Annotated in this window: 14 protein-coding genes; 5 read left to right on the forward strand and 9 right to left on the reverse strand. The window is 70.3% G+C overall.

Going from position 1 to position 15,578, the window contains the following annotated elements; translation table 11 throughout:
- On the forward strand, positions 1 to 387 hold a 387-nt coding region (locus tag IY392_RS09085), incomplete at its 5' end, for a hypothetical protein (protein ID WP_194861035.1).
- 53 nt (positions 388 to 440) lie between these two features.
- Here IY392_RS09085 and IY392_RS09090 read toward each other — a convergent pair.
- The 4 genes from IY392_RS09090 to IY392_RS09105 all read right to left on the reverse strand — a co-directional run bounded on the left by IY392_RS09090 (position 441) and on the right by IY392_RS09105 (position 3,900).
- Complete coding sequence (locus tag IY392_RS09090; protein WP_182612703.1) at positions 441 to 974, reverse strand: hypothetical protein; 534 nt, start codon at positions 972 to 974, stop codon at positions 441 to 443.
- 76 nt (positions 975 to 1,050) lie between these two features.
- Positions 1,051 to 1,944 carry an NAD(P)H-hydrate dehydratase gene (locus IY392_RS09095; RefSeq protein ID WP_107756246.1) on the reverse strand — a complete coding sequence of 298 codons (894 nt, stop codon included), beginning with the start codon at positions 1,942 to 1,944 and terminating at the stop codon, positions 1,051 to 1,053.
- Positions 1,941 to 2,678 (reverse strand): histidine phosphatase family protein, encoded by a 738-nt coding sequence (locus tag IY392_RS09100; protein ID WP_194861036.1) that lies wholly within the window; start codon positions 2,676 to 2,678, stop codon positions 1,941 to 1,943. The genes IY392_RS09095 and IY392_RS09100 overlap by 4 nt, the downstream gene beginning before the upstream one ends.
- Positions 2,679 to 2,718: 40 nt before the next feature.
- Positions 2,719 to 3,900: a zinc-dependent alcohol dehydrogenase gene (locus IY392_RS09105; protein WP_194861037.1), complete on the reverse strand. Its 1,182-nt coding sequence runs from the start codon at positions 3,898 to 3,900 to the stop codon at positions 2,719 to 2,721.
- A gap of 105 nt (positions 3,901 to 4,005) precedes the next feature.
- Here IY392_RS09105 and IY392_RS09110 point away from each other — a divergent pair, with 105 nt between their 5' ends.
- Both IY392_RS09110 and IY392_RS19180 read left to right on the forward strand, forming a co-directional pair.
- Positions 4,006 to 5,481 carry an NAD(P)/FAD-dependent oxidoreductase gene (locus tag IY392_RS09110; RefSeq protein WP_194861038.1) on the forward strand — a complete coding sequence of 492 codons (1,476 nt, stop codon included), beginning with the start codon at positions 4,006 to 4,008 and terminating at the stop codon, positions 5,479 to 5,481.
- Between the two features lie 92 nt (positions 5,482 to 5,573).
- Positions 5,574 to 6,500, forward strand: coding sequence for a serine/threonine protein kinase (locus IY392_RS19180; protein ID WP_228549209.1), 927 nt, complete (start codon positions 5,574 to 5,576; stop codon positions 6,498 to 6,500).
- Positions 6,501 to 6,513: 13 nt separating this feature from the next.
- Here IY392_RS19180 and IY392_RS09120 read toward each other — a convergent pair whose 3' ends face one another.
- The gene (locus IY392_RS09120; protein ID WP_194861039.1) at positions 6,514 to 7,659 is read right to left on the reverse strand and encodes an alkaline phosphatase family protein; all 1,146 of its coding nucleotides are present in this window, start codon (positions 7,657 to 7,659) and stop codon (positions 6,514 to 6,516) included.
- 198 nt (positions 7,660 to 7,857) lie between these two features.
- Between IY392_RS09120 and IY392_RS09125 the strand changes: the two genes are divergently transcribed.
- On the forward strand, positions 7,858 to 8,430 hold the full coding sequence (locus IY392_RS09125) for a hypothetical protein (protein WP_194861040.1): 573 nt from the start codon (positions 7,858 to 7,860) through the stop codon (positions 8,428 to 8,430).
- A gap of 6 nt (positions 8,431 to 8,436) precedes the next feature.
- Here IY392_RS09125 and IY392_RS09130 read toward each other — a convergent pair whose 3' ends face one another.
- The 4 genes from IY392_RS09130 to IY392_RS09145 are packed head-to-tail and all read right to left on the reverse strand — an operon-like array spanning position 8,437 to position 14,216.
- Positions 8,437 to 8,823 carry an MmcQ/YjbR family DNA-binding protein gene (locus IY392_RS09130; RefSeq protein WP_107756252.1) on the reverse strand — a complete coding sequence of 129 codons (387 nt, stop codon included), beginning with the start codon at positions 8,821 to 8,823 and terminating at the stop codon, positions 8,437 to 8,439.
- Positions 8,824 to 8,833: 10 nt separating this feature from the next.
- Complete coding sequence (locus IY392_RS09135) at positions 8,834 to 11,302, reverse strand: GNAT family N-acetyltransferase (protein WP_194861041.1); 2,469 nt, start codon at positions 11,300 to 11,302, stop codon at positions 8,834 to 8,836.
- A complete protein-coding gene (locus tag IY392_RS09140) occupies positions 11,299 to 12,729 on the reverse strand; it encodes a lysine N(6)-hydroxylase/L-ornithine N(5)-oxygenase family protein (protein ID WP_194861042.1) in 1,431 nt (476 codons plus the stop codon). Before IY392_RS09140 ends, IY392_RS09135 begins: the two co-directional genes overlap by 4 nt.
- A complete protein-coding gene (locus IY392_RS09145) occupies positions 12,726 to 14,216 on the reverse strand; it encodes an aspartate aminotransferase family protein (protein ID WP_194861043.1) in 1,491 nt (496 codons plus the stop codon). The genes IY392_RS09140 and IY392_RS09145 overlap by 4 nt, the downstream gene beginning before the upstream one ends.
- 210 nt (positions 14,217 to 14,426) lie before the next feature.
- Between IY392_RS09145 and IY392_RS09150 the strand changes: the two genes are divergently transcribed.
- Positions 14,427 to 15,518, forward strand: coding sequence for an iron-siderophore ABC transporter substrate-binding protein (locus IY392_RS09150; protein ID WP_194861044.1), 1,092 nt, complete (start codon positions 14,427 to 14,429; stop codon positions 15,516 to 15,518).
- The last annotated feature ends 60 nt before the right edge of the window (positions 15,519 to 15,578 follow it).

A 15,578-nucleotide genomic window follows, 5' to 3' on the forward strand; every position in this document is an offset into this window, starting at 1 on the left:
ACCCGGAGCCGTTCGGCACGGTCCTCACGGCCGGCGACCGTGGATCCGCTCTCGGTGACCGGGGCCCAGTTCGCCGTGTGGCGCAGCGTGCAGCACTTCTGCGCCACCGATTCGCTCCCCGACGCCCGCGGGACCGACCTGGACCTGCTGATCGCCTGGTCGGATTCCATCCAGCCGTTCCGGCTGCGTCAGCGAATCGTGGCGCGTCTCGATTCCCAGGGCGCGTGGGTGCCGGTCTGTTACGCCAAGGACGGTGCCCGCGAGACCATCACCCAGGCACAGGCCGACCGCTACCGCGAGGCCAGGCTGGGCGAGTCCACCCTCTCCGGGGGCGCGCAGAAGCCGCTCAGGGAGACCGACCACCCGGAGTCCACGACGTCGCTCTGATCTGACCTCGCCAAGACCGTGCCGCTGCCCTGAACCGGCTCTGATCGCGGGGTTCAGCCGGCGGCCAGGGCGAACCGCCGACCCCGCGGTTGCGGCCCGGTACTGAGGACCAGCTCGTCGGCGCCCGACTCCCGGCCGGCGGGACCGGTGGTCTCCGTGGTGGCGGTGACCTCCTCGGCGCCGGGGATCGCGTCGTCCGCGGTCTGCTCGCCCGTGAGTGTGTCGGCCTCGGAGTCGCCGGGGTGCTCGGCCACCGCGACGATCGTCCCCTCCCGTTCCAGATCGATGAGCGCGGTGCGCGCCGCCCTCGCATATCGCAGGTGCCGCATGGCGGGGGTGTCGGTGGCGGGGCCGGAGGGGTCCACGTCCGCGAGCCGCAGCGGTTCACCGGAGGGGGCCTCGTAGGCCTCACACACCGACTCGACGATCTCGTCGACTCCCAGGCTGTCCCACTCTCCGAGCTTGTCCACGACGATCATGCGGGCACGGTGCAGGGTGCCGGGATCCGGGACGGTGGCGTCATCGATGGCGGAACGGATCTTCTCGGCACGGGGCTCGTCGGCACGGGACTTGTCGGTGGAACTCATGACCCGAGCCTGCCAGTCCCGGCGCCGGGGCGCAGCCGGTCGCGCCCGCGACCGGTGCGCGACGGTGGACGGATGCTCAGGAGGAGAGCTCAGCCATGACGTGGGGGATCTCCGACAACAGCTCTCTGGCCAGAAATCCGGTGGGACCGACCCGCACCGCGAGCCGTTCACCGGCCCTACCGTGGGCGAAGGTGGCCCACGCGGCGGCCTGAGCGGGATCCGCCCCACGAGCGAGCAGCCCGGTGATGACTCCGGCCTTGACGTCACCCGAGCCGGACACCCCGAGCCCGGGGGTGCCCGATTCGTCACGCCAGAGACCGCCCTCTGGTGACGCGATCCACGAGGTGGCCGCCCCGGAGACCACCACTGCCCGGGTGCGCCGGGCGAGGTCTGTGACACACCGGGGGGTGTCGGCCTCGACGTCGGACTCGGGGACGTCGAGAGTCCTCGCCAGTTCCCGGGTGTTCGGGGTGAGAACACAGCGACCCTCGAGGTGGGCGACGCCGTCCGGGTTCGCGGTCAGGTACGCCAGGGCGAGAGCGTCGAGGACGAGCGTGCAGTCGAGATCGGGGACCACTCGGCGGAGCAGTGCCCCGGCGACCTCGACGTTGCCGAGGCCGGGGCCGAGGACCACGGCGGCACACCCCTGCGCCAGCTCGGCGACCGTCTCCGCGCCGTCCGGCGACAGTTCGCCCGCCTCGTCCTCCGGGAGCCCCACCGTCATCGATTCCGGTATCTGCAGGGCCAACCCCGGCGCCACGGAGGATGCCGTCGCGATCTGGAGTTTGCCCGCCCCGGCGCGCAGCGCCGCCTCCGCCGCGAGGAGCACCCCGCCCGGTGTGGTGCGACCGCCTCCCACGACGAGCACCCGGCCGCGGCTCTCCTTGCCGCCGTCCGGCGTGGGAAGCGCCCACCCCCGCAGGCGGTGGGAGGTGAGCACGAGCGCCTCGCCCTCCTGGCCGGTGGTCACCGGCCGTCCTCGTCCGCTGCTGAACCCTCGCGGGTGGTGGGGGCCTCGGCCCGCTCTACGGCCGTGGTGTCGGCATACCGCTCGAGGCGCAGTGACCCGTCGCCGTTCCGGTATGTCGTCACCGAGCAATTGGGCAGGGGGTCCTCACGGTCGACGTGGAGGATGTCCTGTTCAGCCATATGTTCCAACGCCACCCGGAATCCCATGATCACCGCTTGGTGGCTGAAGATGCACAGCCGCTGACCGGCGTACTGCTGCCGGAGATCGGTGAGCAGGTAGCGCACGCGCAGGACCACGTCCGTCCAGCTCTCCCCACCCGGGGGTCGGTAGTAGAACTTGCCGATCCGGTCGCGCCGCTCCGCCTCCGCCGGGAAGCGGTCACGGATCCCGTGCCCGGTGAACCCGTCGAGGATCCCGAGGTCCCGCTCACGCAGCCGCTCGTCGGTGAGGAGAGTGGCATCCAGGCGGGCCGCTTCCAACGCGGCGGTGGCCGTGTCCGCCGCTCGTCGGTACGGGGAGGTCAGCCACACCGTCGGCCGGCGCTCGTCCGGTAGTGCGGCCAACCACGTGCCGACGGCCGACGCCTGGGTGAGTCCGGTCTCCGACAGCGGGGTGTCGGCATCCCGGTAATCCAGATCGAGGCGGTGCGCCCCGGCGGCGCGGGCCTCGTCGTCAGCGATGTTCCCCACGCTCTGCCCGTGGCGGACGAGCAGGAGGCGGGCGAGTTCCGTCATGCCCGGAACCTACCCGTCCGCCTCCCGCCGGGCCCCGACCTCACGGGGTGAGGACGATCTTCACGGCCCCGTCCTGCTTCTTCTGGAAGATCTCGTAGGCGTGGGGGGCGTCCGCGAGGGGGAGCCGGTGGGTGGCGAAGTCGTCCACTCCCAGCGGGTCGTCATCGCTGAGAAGCGGCATGATGTCCGGCACCCAGCGCTTGACGTTGGCCTGCCCCATCGTGAGCGTGAGCTGCTTGTCGAACATCGTCAGCATCGGCAAGGGGTCGGCGGTGCCGCCGTACACGCCGGACAGGGAGATGGTCCCGCCCCGGCGCACGATGTCGATAGCGGAGTAGAACGCGGAGAGCCTGTCCACGCCCGAGTGCTCCATCACCTTCTTGCCGAGGAACTTGGGCAGCATCCCCACGGTTGCGTGGGCCGCGGTGGCCACGGGGGAGCCGTGTGCCTCCATGCCCACCGCGTCGATCACCGAATCCGGCCCGCGCCCGTCGGTCATGTCGCGGATCACGTCCCCCAGTTCACCGGGGACGCCGGCGGGGTCGAGGACCTCGACTCCCCGATGCGCCTGGCGGGCCCGGCGTTCGGCGACCGGGTCCACTCCGATGACGCGGTGTCCGCGGTGGGCGGCGATCCGGGCCGCCATGTCGCCGATCGGTCCCAGCCCCAGTACCACGACGGTCCCGCCATCGGGGATCTTCGCGTACTCGACCGCCTGCCAGGCCGTCGGCAAGACGTCGGACAGGTACAGGTACCGGTCGTCGGTGTGCTCGTGCGGCACCTTGATGGTCGTGTTCTGGGCCTGCGGCACCCGCAGATACTCCGCCTGACCGCCGGAGACACTTCCGTACAGCTCCGAGTAGCCGAACAACGCCGCTCCCATCCCCTGGTCACGGACCTGGGTGGTCTCGCACTGGGTGTTCAGGCCCTTGTCGCACATGTAGCAGTGGCCGCACGAGATCTGGAACGGCATCACCACCCGGTCCCCCGGGGAGAGGTCGGTGAGTCCGGACCCCACTTCCTCGACGATCCCCATCGGTTCGTGACCGAGGACGTCGCCCTCGTTCATGAACGGCCCGAGCACCTCGTACAGGTGCAGATCGGACCCGCAGATGTTCGTGCTGGTGATCCTGACGATCGCGTCGGTGGCTTCCTCGATCCTGGGATCGGGTACGTCATCCACGCGGACATCGCGCTTGCCGTGCCAGGTGACTGCCTTCATGTCAGGCTCCTCTCGCTGGTCGTGTCATGCGCGCTCACGCATATCGCCGACGCTACGAGGCCGAGCGAACCATCGCATCCGGTCGCCCGAGGCTGTAGACCTGAAGTGGTGACCGGTCTGCGACAACCCCGCGTGGTGATCATCGGCGCGGGACTCGCGGGCATCGCCGCCGCGCACACGTTCCGACTGGCCGGGCTGAGCGACGTGCTGATCTGCGAGAAGGGCACCGACGTCGGCGGGGTGTGGCACTGGAATCGCTACCCGGGCCTGACCTGCGACGTCCCGTCACAGCTCTATCAGTTCGGGTTCGCACCGAAAGCCGACTGGTCGCACGTCTGGGCATCCGGCGAGGAGATCCGGCTCTACCACCGGGAAGTCGTGGAGCGGTGCGGGTTGGACGGATGGTTGCGGCTCGAAACCGAGGTGACGGATGCGGTGTACGACGACGAGTCCGCAACCTGGACTCTCACCACCGCGGCAGGGGAGATCCTCCTCGCGGACTTCGTCGTGTGTGCGACCGGGGTGCTCCACCACCCCCATGTGCCCGACATCGACGGACTCGACTCCTTCGCCGGCCCTGTCGTGCACACCGCCCGCTGGGACCCGGAGCTCGAGACCGGTGGATCGCGGGTCGCGGTGATCGGGTCCGGATCCACGGGGGTGCAGATCGTCTCCGCGCTTCAGCCCGAGGCCTCGCGTCTACTGCACTTCACCCGCTCCCCGCAGTGGATCCTCTGGGCGCCGATGGGCGTCCGCCAACCCGAGCTGTTCACCGCCCTGCTCCGCCGGATGCCGGGACTGCAGCGGGGTCTGTACGCGGCCGCACTGTGGGCGTCGGGGATTCTGGCGGACGTGGTGCTCAAGCCGACCTGGCGTCGCCGGGCGGTGCAGGCGTACGCGAGGTCGAGTCTCCGCCGGCAGGTCCGCGACGCCCGGCTCCGGGCGAGGTTGACTCCCGATGACGAGCCGCTGTGTAAGCGGCAGGTCGTCTCGGGCACCTACTACGGCGCCATCACCGCCCCCAACGCCCAGCTGGTGACGAGTCCGATCACCGAGGTCACGCCCACCGGTATCCGCACCGATGACGGCGCCCATCACGACGCCGACGTGATCGTCCTGGCCACGGGTTTCCGATCCCACGAGTACATGCGCCCCATGCGGATCACCGGCCGCGACGGACTGGGTCTCGATGAGGCCTGGGCGACCGGCCCGCGTGCATACCGGATGACCGCGATCCCTGGTTTCCCCAACCTCTTCACCGTTCTCGGTCCCAACTCGCCGACCGGGTCGATCTCACTGCAGTACTCGGCGGAACTCACCTCGCGGTACATCGCGCAGTGGATCGAGCAATGGCGACTCGGGCGGTTCGACGCGGTCGAGGTGACGGAGAGGGCGACCGCCGATTTCGCGCGCGCGGTGGGCGCGGCGATGGGGCCGACGGTGTGGAACACCGGGTGCACGTCCTGGTACCAGACAGCCGGCGGTGAGATCGATCTCTGGCCCTTCGACCGGAAGCGGATGGAGGAGATGCTCGACCACCCCGACGAGCAGGACTTCACGCAGGTCCTACTCGGCTCCTGAGAACGTGGTGCGTTGCCGGTCGCCAGGTGGATAAAGTGACTGTCATTCTCCGGACGTAGGCCGCCTCGTCGGCCGTGTCGATGGTGGTGACTATGAGCGATCCGTCAGGTGGCTCCGGGCGGGACGGTTCCAGCCGGGACGGTTACCGGGGCAACGACGGGGGGTGGGGCCAGGACCCCTACGGAACGGGTCCGCGAGCTCCCTCTCGCAACGGCCTCATGTGGGTGATGGGTGGGCTCATCGTGGTGCTTCTCGTCGTCCTCGCCGGCGCGGTCGGCTACCTCGTCGCCTCGGACGGCGGCGAACCGGGTGCCGCACCAGCGCCGACGACGACCTCCGTGGAACCGGAGACGGCGCCCCAGGTCCCGGAGACGATGCCCGCTGCAACCGGTGCTCCATCCGTGCGGTCCGCCGACTGCGACCCGGACGAGATCGCGAGCGAGGCGGGTATCGCCCGTCGGAACGTCAACGTCGACCGGTGCGCGGGGGCGTGGGCACTGGCGCACGTCTTCGTACCGCAGGGTGAACCCGCCGGGGATACGCAGTACATAGTGAGCCGCGTGGGGGGGAGTTGGAAGCGATACACCGGGATCCCGTCCACCACGTGCCGTCAGGAGGCGGAGGCCGACGGCATGCCCGCTGAGATCGCAGCGGTCCTGGACGACTGTCGGTCCTCGGCCGCACTGACCGGCGATCTGGGACTGCGTGTCCCCATGTCCCGTCCCGCGTGCGACGGTCGGGGGATCGTGGTCCTGTACTCCGCCGTCACCCCGGGTGCATACGCGCAGGAGATCGCTGCCGCGCTGGCGCAGAACCCGGGAGCGTCCTACTTGCGCACCGACATGGCGTGCCCCTCGCTGCGCGCGAGGGACGAGAACGGCAACGTCATCTACGCCGTCTACCGCGCTTCCGGGTATTCCCGTCAGGAGCTGTGCGCAGACGTGCGAGCAGAGGGACCGCCTGCGTACGGTCGCTGGCTGGACTCCACCAGCGACCCGTCGACGCCGGTCACCTGCTGAGCAGGCCGGCGGCTCACCGCAGGATGAGTGGGATGTGCTGCTCAGCCGCGGTATTGGCCCCGTGATGACCGAGGAGGCCCGACTCCATCTTCTCGTGGTGGGTGCGGGCGAGGATGACGCCGCCGGTGGCGACCGCGATGACGTGACCCAGACGGTCCGCATGGTCCCGGCCCGGCCCGAACAACTGCTCGTCCAGTGCCTGTTCCCGGCTCAGCACCCGCGCGTGCCCCGCCAACTCCTCGCGCCAGGCGGCCAACACCGCCGTTTCCGCCCCGGCCCGTGCGTGCACGTGCCGTACCCGGGCCTCGCCGGCGAGCACCTCGACGTCCGTGAGGAGCGACGGTGTGGCATCGATATTGATCACGGTCTCCGCGGCCACCATGCCGTGGTCGGCGGTGACGAGTAACCCGCAGCCGGGGGGCAGATCCGTCGCCAGGTCGGCGACGAAGGCGTCCACCTCGCGCAACGACTGAACCCACTCCGGAGAGCCCGGACCGTGGATGTGTCCGATGAGATCGAGGTCTCCGAAGTAGGAATAGACGAACCGTCTGGATTTCGAGGGAGCGGCGACGACAGCGAGTATCGCCTCGCGGATCTCCTGCAGTGAGATCGCCGAGCGGTACTCGCCCTCCGCCCGGAACGCGGCCCGGGTGAGTCCGGATGCCCGGAAGTCCTCGCGCATGACGTAGGTGACGTCGACCCCCTCCTCGGTGAGCAGTTCGAGAAGACTCGGCAGCACCTGCACCTCACGGGGAGGGAACCGGTCCAGTGCGGAGGGCCCCTCCGCCGACCCCGTGGTCCACCGGAGCGAGTTGAAGACGGTAGGTGTCTCCGCACCCTCGTCCGGGAGCGCGAAGCTGTACCCGACGATCCCGTGGCGGGAGCACGGCGCTCCCACCGCCAGGCTGGCCAGACTCGTGGCCGTGGTGGCGGGGAATCCCGCGGAGATCATCCGCGTGGTCATCGCCGAGAGGGTGGGGGCGACCTCGGCGTGCTGCCGGATGAGCTCGGCGCCGAGGCCGTCGACCAGGACGAGCACCGTATCCCGCGTGGGCGGGAGAGCCAGTGGGTTGCGGAGGTCGACGCCCAGCGAGGCGGCGATCGACGGCATGACGTCGGCCAGCGAGTGGTCGGCGGGGGTGGTCGGGATCCCGGTCATGGCTCCACTCTCCCTCATCGCGCCCGCGAACGGTGCGGACCGGCGCCGTCCGGGCAGACGGCACCAGGGCGAGGCGGCGTGACGTGACGACGTGGTGGTCGTGACGTAACACCGCCCCGCTCGTGACGTATATGTGATGGACTCAAGAATCCTCAACTCATCGTGGGGCTCGCGCCCCCGTCATGCTCGGAGATCACTGTGACCAGATCCCTCGCCTGCGCCGGTGCGCTGGCCGCCGCACTTCTCGTCTTCTCGACCGGCGCCGCGGCAGCCCAGAGCGCAGACGGCCTGTCGTCTGGCGCCCTCGACTCGTCGTCGCTCACCGGCTCCGCCGGAACGGAGACCGACGCGGACACCGGCGGCGGCCTCGGCTCCGCCGGTGACCTGCTTCCGGCCTCCGTCACCGGTTCGCTGCCCGGTTACACCTCCGGTCCGGTCGGTTCCGTCGCCAGCGCCGTCTGTGGCGTCGGCACCGTGGCCGGCGCGGCTGCCAACCTGGCGGGCATCCCGCTTCCGCCCATCGGGGTCGTGTGCATGGTCGTCAAGCCCGTCGCGGAGTCCGTCGACTTCCTGATGCGCGGGGACGTCCCGGGGTCGGTCGACGCCGTCATCGGCGGGGTGCCCGTGGTGGGCGGCTCGCTGGCCGGAGCCGTCGACACGGGCTCGGCGACGGACGCCGTGGAGGGCTCGCTGGGCGAGGAGCGGCTCGGTTCGATCACCGGGTCCTCGGTGTCGCCCGAGGGTTCGCCGGAGATCGCGCCGGCGAACTGAGCCCGATCAGCGCTGCCCGCGCCCGAAGGAGTGCGGCTCGACCGGTCGCTGCGCGCTGGGGAGCCCGGCCACCACGAGTCGGTAGGACTCCGTGACCAATTCCTCGACCACGTCGTGGCCGAGGCTCCCCCCGGGGTGCAGTGAGATCCAGTGCCTCTTGTCCATGTGGTAGCCGGGGGTGATGTCCGGGTGCGCGTCACGGAGGGCGAGGCCGTCCGAGGGTGATGCCTTGATCACCACGAGGGGCTCGTCGTCGACCACGGTGTGGATCATGAACACCTTGCCGCGGACCTTGTAGACGTCGACGTCCGGCCCGAACGGGAACTCCAGGGTGGTCGCCGGTAGCTCGCGCGCTCGCAGCGCCGCACACTTCTGGAGTTCCCGCCCGTTCATCCCAGTGACGCTACGACACGCTGCGGGCTCCGTCATCGATAAGAGCGTTCCGCACGCCCCCTTCTCGGCCGACGTGTCCGGAACGCTCGCCGCGACCCGCGGGGCCGGTCGGGGTCGATGCGAGGGGGTTGGCGAGGGGGTTGGCGAGGGTGCCCGCGAACTGGAGCGAGCCCGCCTGATCGGTCAGATCCACCATCTGCCGGGTGTCGCGCAACTGCAGCCGGTTGAGGCACGAGTGCTTGAACCGCGGCGCGAAGAGCGCCTGCCAGGTCGCCTCGTTCCGCCCGTCGCGGTCCAGCGCCGACAGGCAACGGCGGGTCTCGTCCCAGAACTCCCATGCCGGTAGGACACCGGCCTCGTCGCAGATCGCGGCGAGGTGACGCAGTACCCCGTCCATCACGTCGGTGTGGATGCTCAACGCGGCCGTCTCGGCGTCCACGACGTGCCGGATCCGCTCGATCTCCTCGGGCAGCGGTCGGTCGGTCACCACGGCCACCTCCTCCCCGATGTCCTTGAACAGCACCCGTCGCGGCAGGTGGTCCGGGCCGATCACGACGATCACGTTCTCCCCGTGGGGCATGAACACCAGTCCGTGCGCGAGCAGACAGCGGGCCACCGGCAGGACGTAGGCGTCGAGCAGCGCGCGGAGCCACGTGCGGGCGTCCGACCCTGACCGCTCCAGGTGTTCGACGACGAGGGGGCGCCCGTGCAGGTCGAGGTGCAGGAGGGAGGCCAGCGTGAAGGCCCGCTCGCCCTCCGCCAGTCGCGGCACCGGGCTCTCACGCCACAGGGCCGCGATCATCTTGGTGTGCGGCCCCTCGTCCGAGACGCCGTACTCCGCTGCACGGTGGTAGGCGTCGCCGGTGTATCCCACTGCGGCGACCTCGCGCAGGATCCCGAAGTCGAGTGCTCGGAGCACGGGGTCCCCGGCCACCAGACCGGCCACCCAGTCGTTGACCGCCGGGGTGTCACGCATGTACCGAGGAGACAGTCCGCGGGTGAAGCCCATGTTCTGCACCGCCAGTGCCGTCTTGACGTACCCGCGCTCGGGACGGGTCACGTCGAAGAACGTGCGTACGGACTGCTGCGGGCGGTACTCGCTGGAGGACTCGCCCAGGTGGACGAGGTCGCGGCGGGCCAGGTCGGGGCCGAACGCGACGGCGATCCTGTGCTCCCACTGCCACGGGTGGACGGGGATGAGGCGGTACGCGTCCGGGTCGAGGCCCAGCTCCCGGAGTCGTGTGTCGCACCGGTCGAGGTCGTCACGGTCGAACTCCCGGAGGTAGTGCTCGTTCTCCTCCAGTCCGGTCACGGTGGCGAGGTGGCTGAGTTCGCGGCGGGCGGCGAGCCACACCAGGCGCACCGTGGCGGGAGCCTCCGGGGTGTAGCGGTGTCGGTCGGTCAGCCCCAGTCCGATGCGCCCGTTGTTGGCCACGAATCCCGGGTGCCCCTCGGTCATCGCGGCCTCGACCTCCTGCAGGTCCGCCGTGGCGAGTTCCTGGACCGGTCGGTCGCGGTGGTGCAGGCAGAACGCGGCGGAGCCGAGGGTGGCCGCGATCTCCTCCAGATAGATCCCCACCAGCGCCCCGGGGATCCCGAGCACGGGAGCGAACGCGGTGACGAGGGCCTGGGCGTCGGGCTCGGCCGGCTCACCCCCGACCTCGCGCCGCAGCGACCCCTCGTCCACCACCCAGTGCTCGAGTGGCAGGACCCGCGCGCGGAAAGTCCAGGTCTCGGACCCCGCGCGCACCTCGTACACCCCGGGCTCCGCCGTGGCCTGCGGGGTGAGTAGCCGCTCGTGGGAGAACTCGGCCAGCGCCTTGGCGCACAGGTGACGGTGCGCCCGGCGCATCGCGTGGCCGGAGAGATGCGCGTGAGGTGCGGCGCCGGGTGATCGAGTGGACGACGGTACGGGCCGCGTGGTCCGGCCGATCTCCGAGTCGCGGAAGTCGTCGAGCTCGCAGAAGGAGAGCAGAGCGGTCTTGTCCGGCAGGCGGAGCGGCCCGTCCTCCCGGAATCCCGCGCGGGCGTTGAGCCGGTGGACGGCGGTGTTGTCGATGTCCGGTTCCACCACGATGCGCCGGGCACCCAGCGGCCCGAAGGCGGTCTCGCAGATGGCGCCGATCACGGCGGCGGTGGTGCCCGGAACGGGGGTCCGCGACGGTGCGACCAGCAGGTGCATGCCCAGGTCCCCGGGTTGATGGGGGTACTTTCCGTCGAGCTCGACCGCGGCCGGGTCGTAGAACACTGCCAGCCCCGCCCGCAGCCCGTCGATACGCACCATGTGGACCTGTCGGTGCCGGCTCGACTGCCAGTCGTGGAAGAACTCCGAGATCTGTCCGGGTGTCATGTGTCGCATGCCCCAGTAGGCCGATCCGGGATGGGAGAGCCACGCGTGGAGTGTCCCGGTGGTGTCGGGGTCCGTGGGCAGGCTCGCGAGCGAGACGAGTCCGGCGGGCGTACTGACGGTGTGGGTCATCGGGTCTCCTGGGCCTGCTGGTCGGCGGGGGTGCGTCGTCCGGCGGGCGCGTCGGTCCGCGCCCGGTCGGCATCGCGGGCCCCTGGGATCTCGTCGGCCGGGGGGCCGAACCGCTGGAACGCGATACGTGACTCGACGGGGTATACCTCGCGACCGGTCACGGACCGCAGGATGATGCTGTTGCGCATCGCCCCCATCCCGAGGTCCGGCGCGCTCAGGCCGTGGGTGTGCTCCTCCGCGTTCTGCACGTGGATCCGCCGGTGAGCGAGGTCGATGGTGTGGTCCCGTGCCACCCGGTATCGGCGGGGCCGACCCTCGCGGCTCTGTTCGGGACCGGGGTCCTCCCAGTCGATCTCCGAGGCGATCCCGTCGAGGAACCGCGGGGTGGTGGGTGAGTACCCCGTGGCCATCACCAGCCCCTGGGTCTGGTGCGTCCAGGTCCGCGCGGTGTCTGTGCAGCGCAGGTCCAGTCGGATGTGCGAGCCGACGGGGGTGGCGCCCTCCAGGGCGGTCGCCGCCACCAACAAGCCGGTGTCCAGCCCGTGGGCGGACCGGCGGTAGAGCAGGTCGTGGATCTGGTTGATCAATTCGGCGTCGATGCCCTTGTAGAGCGAGCGCTGGTCGCGCAGCATGCGGTCACGCGTCCCGGCGTCGAGTCCGTGGAAGTGGTCGATGTACTCCGGGGACGTCATCTCCAGTGTGAGCTTGGTGTATTCCATGGGGAAGAACCGCGGGGAGCGGGTGATCCAGTCCACGCGGGGCCCGGAGTCCCCCGACGTGGCCAGCAGGTCCTGGTAGATCTCGGCGGCCGACTGGCCGCTGCCCACGACGGTCACCGAGTCGAGCTCGAGCAGCTCTGCGCGCCGGTGCAGATAGTCGGCGGCGTGCAGCGCCACCCGTCGGCCGGTGTCCGGCGAACCACCGTCGAGGGAGGTGGTGTCGACCGGCGACCACGGGGTGGTGCCGATGCCGAGCACCAGGTGCCGGGCACGGTAGGTCTCCGTGCCGTCGGAGGTGATCGCCGTGACCCTGTAGACGGGTTCGTCGCCCGTCTCGCGCCGGACGTCGACCACCTCCCGACCCCAGCGGAGCCCACTGACCCGATCGGAGGCCCAACGGCAGTACGCGTCGTACTCCGCGCGCAGCGGCTGGAAGTTCTCACGGATGTAGAACGGGTACAACCGTTCGGCCTGCTTCAGATACGACAGGAACGAGTACGGCGAGGTGGGATCGGCCAGCGTCACCAGATCGGCGAGAAAGGGGACCTGGATGGTCGCGTCGTCGAACATGAGTCCGTGGTGCCACGTGAAGCCCTGGCGGGCGTCGAGGAAGACGGCGTCCACCCCCGCCGGCTCGGCCAGGCAGGCCAGACCGAGGTTGAACGGACCGATACCCACCCCCAGTACGTCGTGGATCGTCCCGCTCATGACAACACCCCCGCGGAGGTGGCCTGCCGCATCCCGTCGGCGAGGTACCGAGCGGCCTCCCGGACGTCGGCGAGGACGGCGGTCACGTCGTGGTCCGACAACTCGGGGTCCAGGACGGTGAACTTGAGGCAGGGCCTGCCGTCCACCACCGTCGCCGCGACAACCGAGCGTCCCTCGGCGAACAGCGCGTCCCTCACGGGACGGACCAGGGCGTCGGATTCGTCGGCGTCGCACCCCTCGGGCCGCGGGCGGAACAGCACGGTCGACAGCGCCGGTCGGCGGACGAGCTCGAAATCGTCAGCGGAGTCGATGGTCCGGCCGATGCGCCGGGCCACGTCGATCGCGTCGTCGAGCATGCGGCCGATCCCGTCCGCGCCGAGGACCCGCAGCGTCATCCAGAGTTTGAGAGCGTCGAAGCGGCGGGTCGTCTGCAACGACTTGTCCACCGCGTGGTCGTCACCGTCGGCGGGGTTGAGGTAGTCGGCGCTCACGGTGGAGTGGCGGAAGCCGGAGCCGTCGCGGAGGAGCAGCGCGGACGCGGCGACCGGAAGGAAGAAGGTCTTGTGGAAGTCGACGGTCACCGAGTCCGCCGATCCGATCCCGTCGAGGAGATCGCGGCGGGTCGGCGAGACCAGTAGCCCCCCGCCGTAGGCGGCGTCCACGTGCAACCAGACATCATGACGGCGACAGACCTCGCCCACCGCGCGCAGCGGATCGATCGCGCCGTGATCGGTGGTGCCGGCCAGGGCGACGACCGCGGCGACCTCGTCGCCGGCATCGGCCACGGACGACAGGGCCCGGTCCAGGGTGGCGGGATCCATGCGGTCTCCCTCGCCGGGAAGGGTGATCACCGCGTCCGGGGCCAGGCCCAGCAGCCGCGCGGACTTGACCACACTGAGGTGTGCGTGTTCGCCCGTGACGATCCTCAGCCGGGACAACCGCCTCCCGCGGTCCCCGGGTGCGGTCCCCCGGGGGTCGGGGCGGGAGAGTCGATCCTCCCGCGCGGTGAACAGCGCCTGGAGGTTGGACTGCGAGCCACCGGTCGTGAACACGCCGTCTGGAGTGAGGCGATCCGGACGATCGAAGTCGATGAGGTCGGCGACCCAGTCGATGAGCTTCTGTTCGATGAGGCACGCGGAGGTGCCCTGGTCCCAGGTCTCCACCGCGGTGTTGACCGAGGTTGCCAGCGTCTCGGCGGCCAGTGACGGGATGGTGATCGGGCAGTTGAGATGAGAGAGGTACCGGGGATGGTGGTAGCCGACGGCGTGATCGAGGTAGAGCCCGCGAACCTCCAGCAGCGCCTTGTCGAGCGCCCCGAGGGGTGTCGACAGGTCCACCGCCTCCGTCAGGGATGCGAGGTGGGCGGGGGAGGCCGGCGAGCGGGGAGTGGTGCGACCGTCGAGGAACCTTCCCACCTCGGCGGCCGCCGCGGCCACGGCGGCGGCATGGTCCTTCCGGGTCCGCTGGCTCAGCAGATGTTCGTTCACGGGCGCTCCGACCGATCGGGGACATGGGTACCGGCGAACCGTAAAAGGCTAGGCTACCCTAATCAACAGTAGGGTGATATGAATCACGTTGCGGCCCAGGCTCGGTGGGGTCGGGACGGCTCGGCCTTGCGCCGCGGCCCTCCCCGGCCCTACTGTTCTCCCGATAAGGTAAGCCATGCCTAACGGCCACGAGTCCACTTCGGAGACCCCATGAGTTCACCCGCCATCCCGTCCCGTCTGACAGCGGTCGACACTCCTGGCCGAGCACGGGTCGTGCTGATCCTGACCGCGATCGTCGCCGTACTGGCTGTTCTGGCAGGGTGCACCACAGGTTCGGTGGGTGGATCGCAGGACTCGGCCACGGCGACCGATGTCGAGCGTGACGGGGAGTTCCCCCGCACCATCACCCACGCATACGGGCAGACGGAGATCACCGAACCGCCCCAGCGGGTGGCCACGATCTCCTGGGTCAACGCGGATGTCTCGCTGGCGCTGGGGGTGGTTCCGGTGGGCATGCCGCGGAACTCGTTCGGCGGCAACGCCGGTGGATCCACCGACTGGTTCGACGCCGAACTTGAGTCGGTGGGGGGCGAGATGCCGGAGTTGTACTCGGAGACGGACGGCATCAACACCGAGGCCATCGCCGCGCTCCAGCCCGACGTCATCCTGGGTGCCTACTCCGGGATGACCGCCGAGGAGTACGAGACCCTGTCCAAGATCGCCCCGACCATCGCGATGCCCGCGGGCGACGTGGCCTTCGGTACGCCCTGGCAGGACTCGACCCGCCTCATCGGCGAGGCGCTCGGCCGCTCGGAGCGCGCCGAGGAGTTGATCGACGAGGTCGAGGGCCGGATCGCCCAGGTCGCTGACGACCATCCGGGTCTCCGGGGGACCACCTTCATCTACGGGACGGTCGACCCCGGCGCGGCGGAGAAGATCTATGCCTTCACCGACGTGGACAACCGGCCGCGGTTCCTCGAGCAGCTGGGCATGGTCCAGGCTCCCGTGATCTCCGAGGCCTCGACCGGGGCCCCCGACCAGTTCGCCGTGACATGGTCGCCTGAACGGGCAGACGAACTGGTCTCGGACATCCTCGTCACCTACGCCGCCTCGCCCGACGTCCGCGCCGCCATCGAGGCGGACCCGTTGCTGGGCCGCATCCCCGCGGTCGAGGCGGGTCGGATGGTGGTCCAGACGGACGAGCAGCAGGTGTTGTCCATCTCGGCCGCGTCGCCGCTCAGCCTGCCCTGGGCGCTCGACAACGTGGTGCCGGAGATCATCACCGCCGCGGAGCAGAACTGACAGATGCAGGTGACCGCGACGCGCCGGGACGGCCCCGCCACCGCGGGGCCGTCCGACGCC

The organism is Dietzia sp. SYD-A1 (genome assembly GCF_015356725.1).
Lineage (GTDB): Bacteria > Actinomycetota > Actinomycetes > Mycobacteriales > Mycobacteriaceae > Dietzia.

Bases quoted from the DNA above. Each gene is read 5' to 3' on its own strand.
- IY392_RS09090 (WP_182612703.1), bottom strand. From the start codon at position 974: ATGAGTTCCACCGACAAGTCCCGTGCCGACGAGCCCCGTGCCGAGAAG.
- IY392_RS09100 (WP_194861036.1), bottom strand. From the start codon at position 2,678: ATGACGGAACTCGCCCGCCTCCTGCTCGTCCGCCACGGGCAGAGCGTG.
- IY392_RS09105 (WP_194861037.1), bottom strand. From the start codon at position 3,900: ATGAAGGCAGTCACCTGGCACGGCAAGCGCGATGTCCGCGTGGATGAC.
- IY392_RS19180 (WP_228549209.1), top strand. From the start codon at position 5,574: ATGAGCGATCCGTCAGGTGGCTCCGGGCGGGACGGTTCCAGCCGGGAC.
- IY392_RS09120 (WP_194861039.1), bottom strand. From the start codon at position 7,659: ATGACCGGGATCCCGACCACCCCCGCCGACCACTCGCTGGCCGACGTC.
- IY392_RS09130 (WP_107756252.1), bottom strand. From the start codon at position 8,823: ATGAACGGGCGGGAACTCCAGAAGTGTGCGGCGCTGCGAGCGCGCGAG.
- IY392_RS09135 (WP_194861041.1), bottom strand. From the start codon at position 11,302: ATGACCCACACCGTCAGTACGCCCGCCGGACTCGTCTCGCTCGCGAGC.
- IY392_RS09140 (WP_194861042.1), bottom strand. From the start codon at position 12,729: ATGAGCGGGACGATCCACGACGTACTGGGGGTGGGTATCGGTCCGTTC.
- IY392_RS09150 (WP_194861044.1), top strand. From the start codon at position 14,427: ATGAGTTCACCCGCCATCCCGTCCCGTCTGACAGCGGTCGACACTCCT.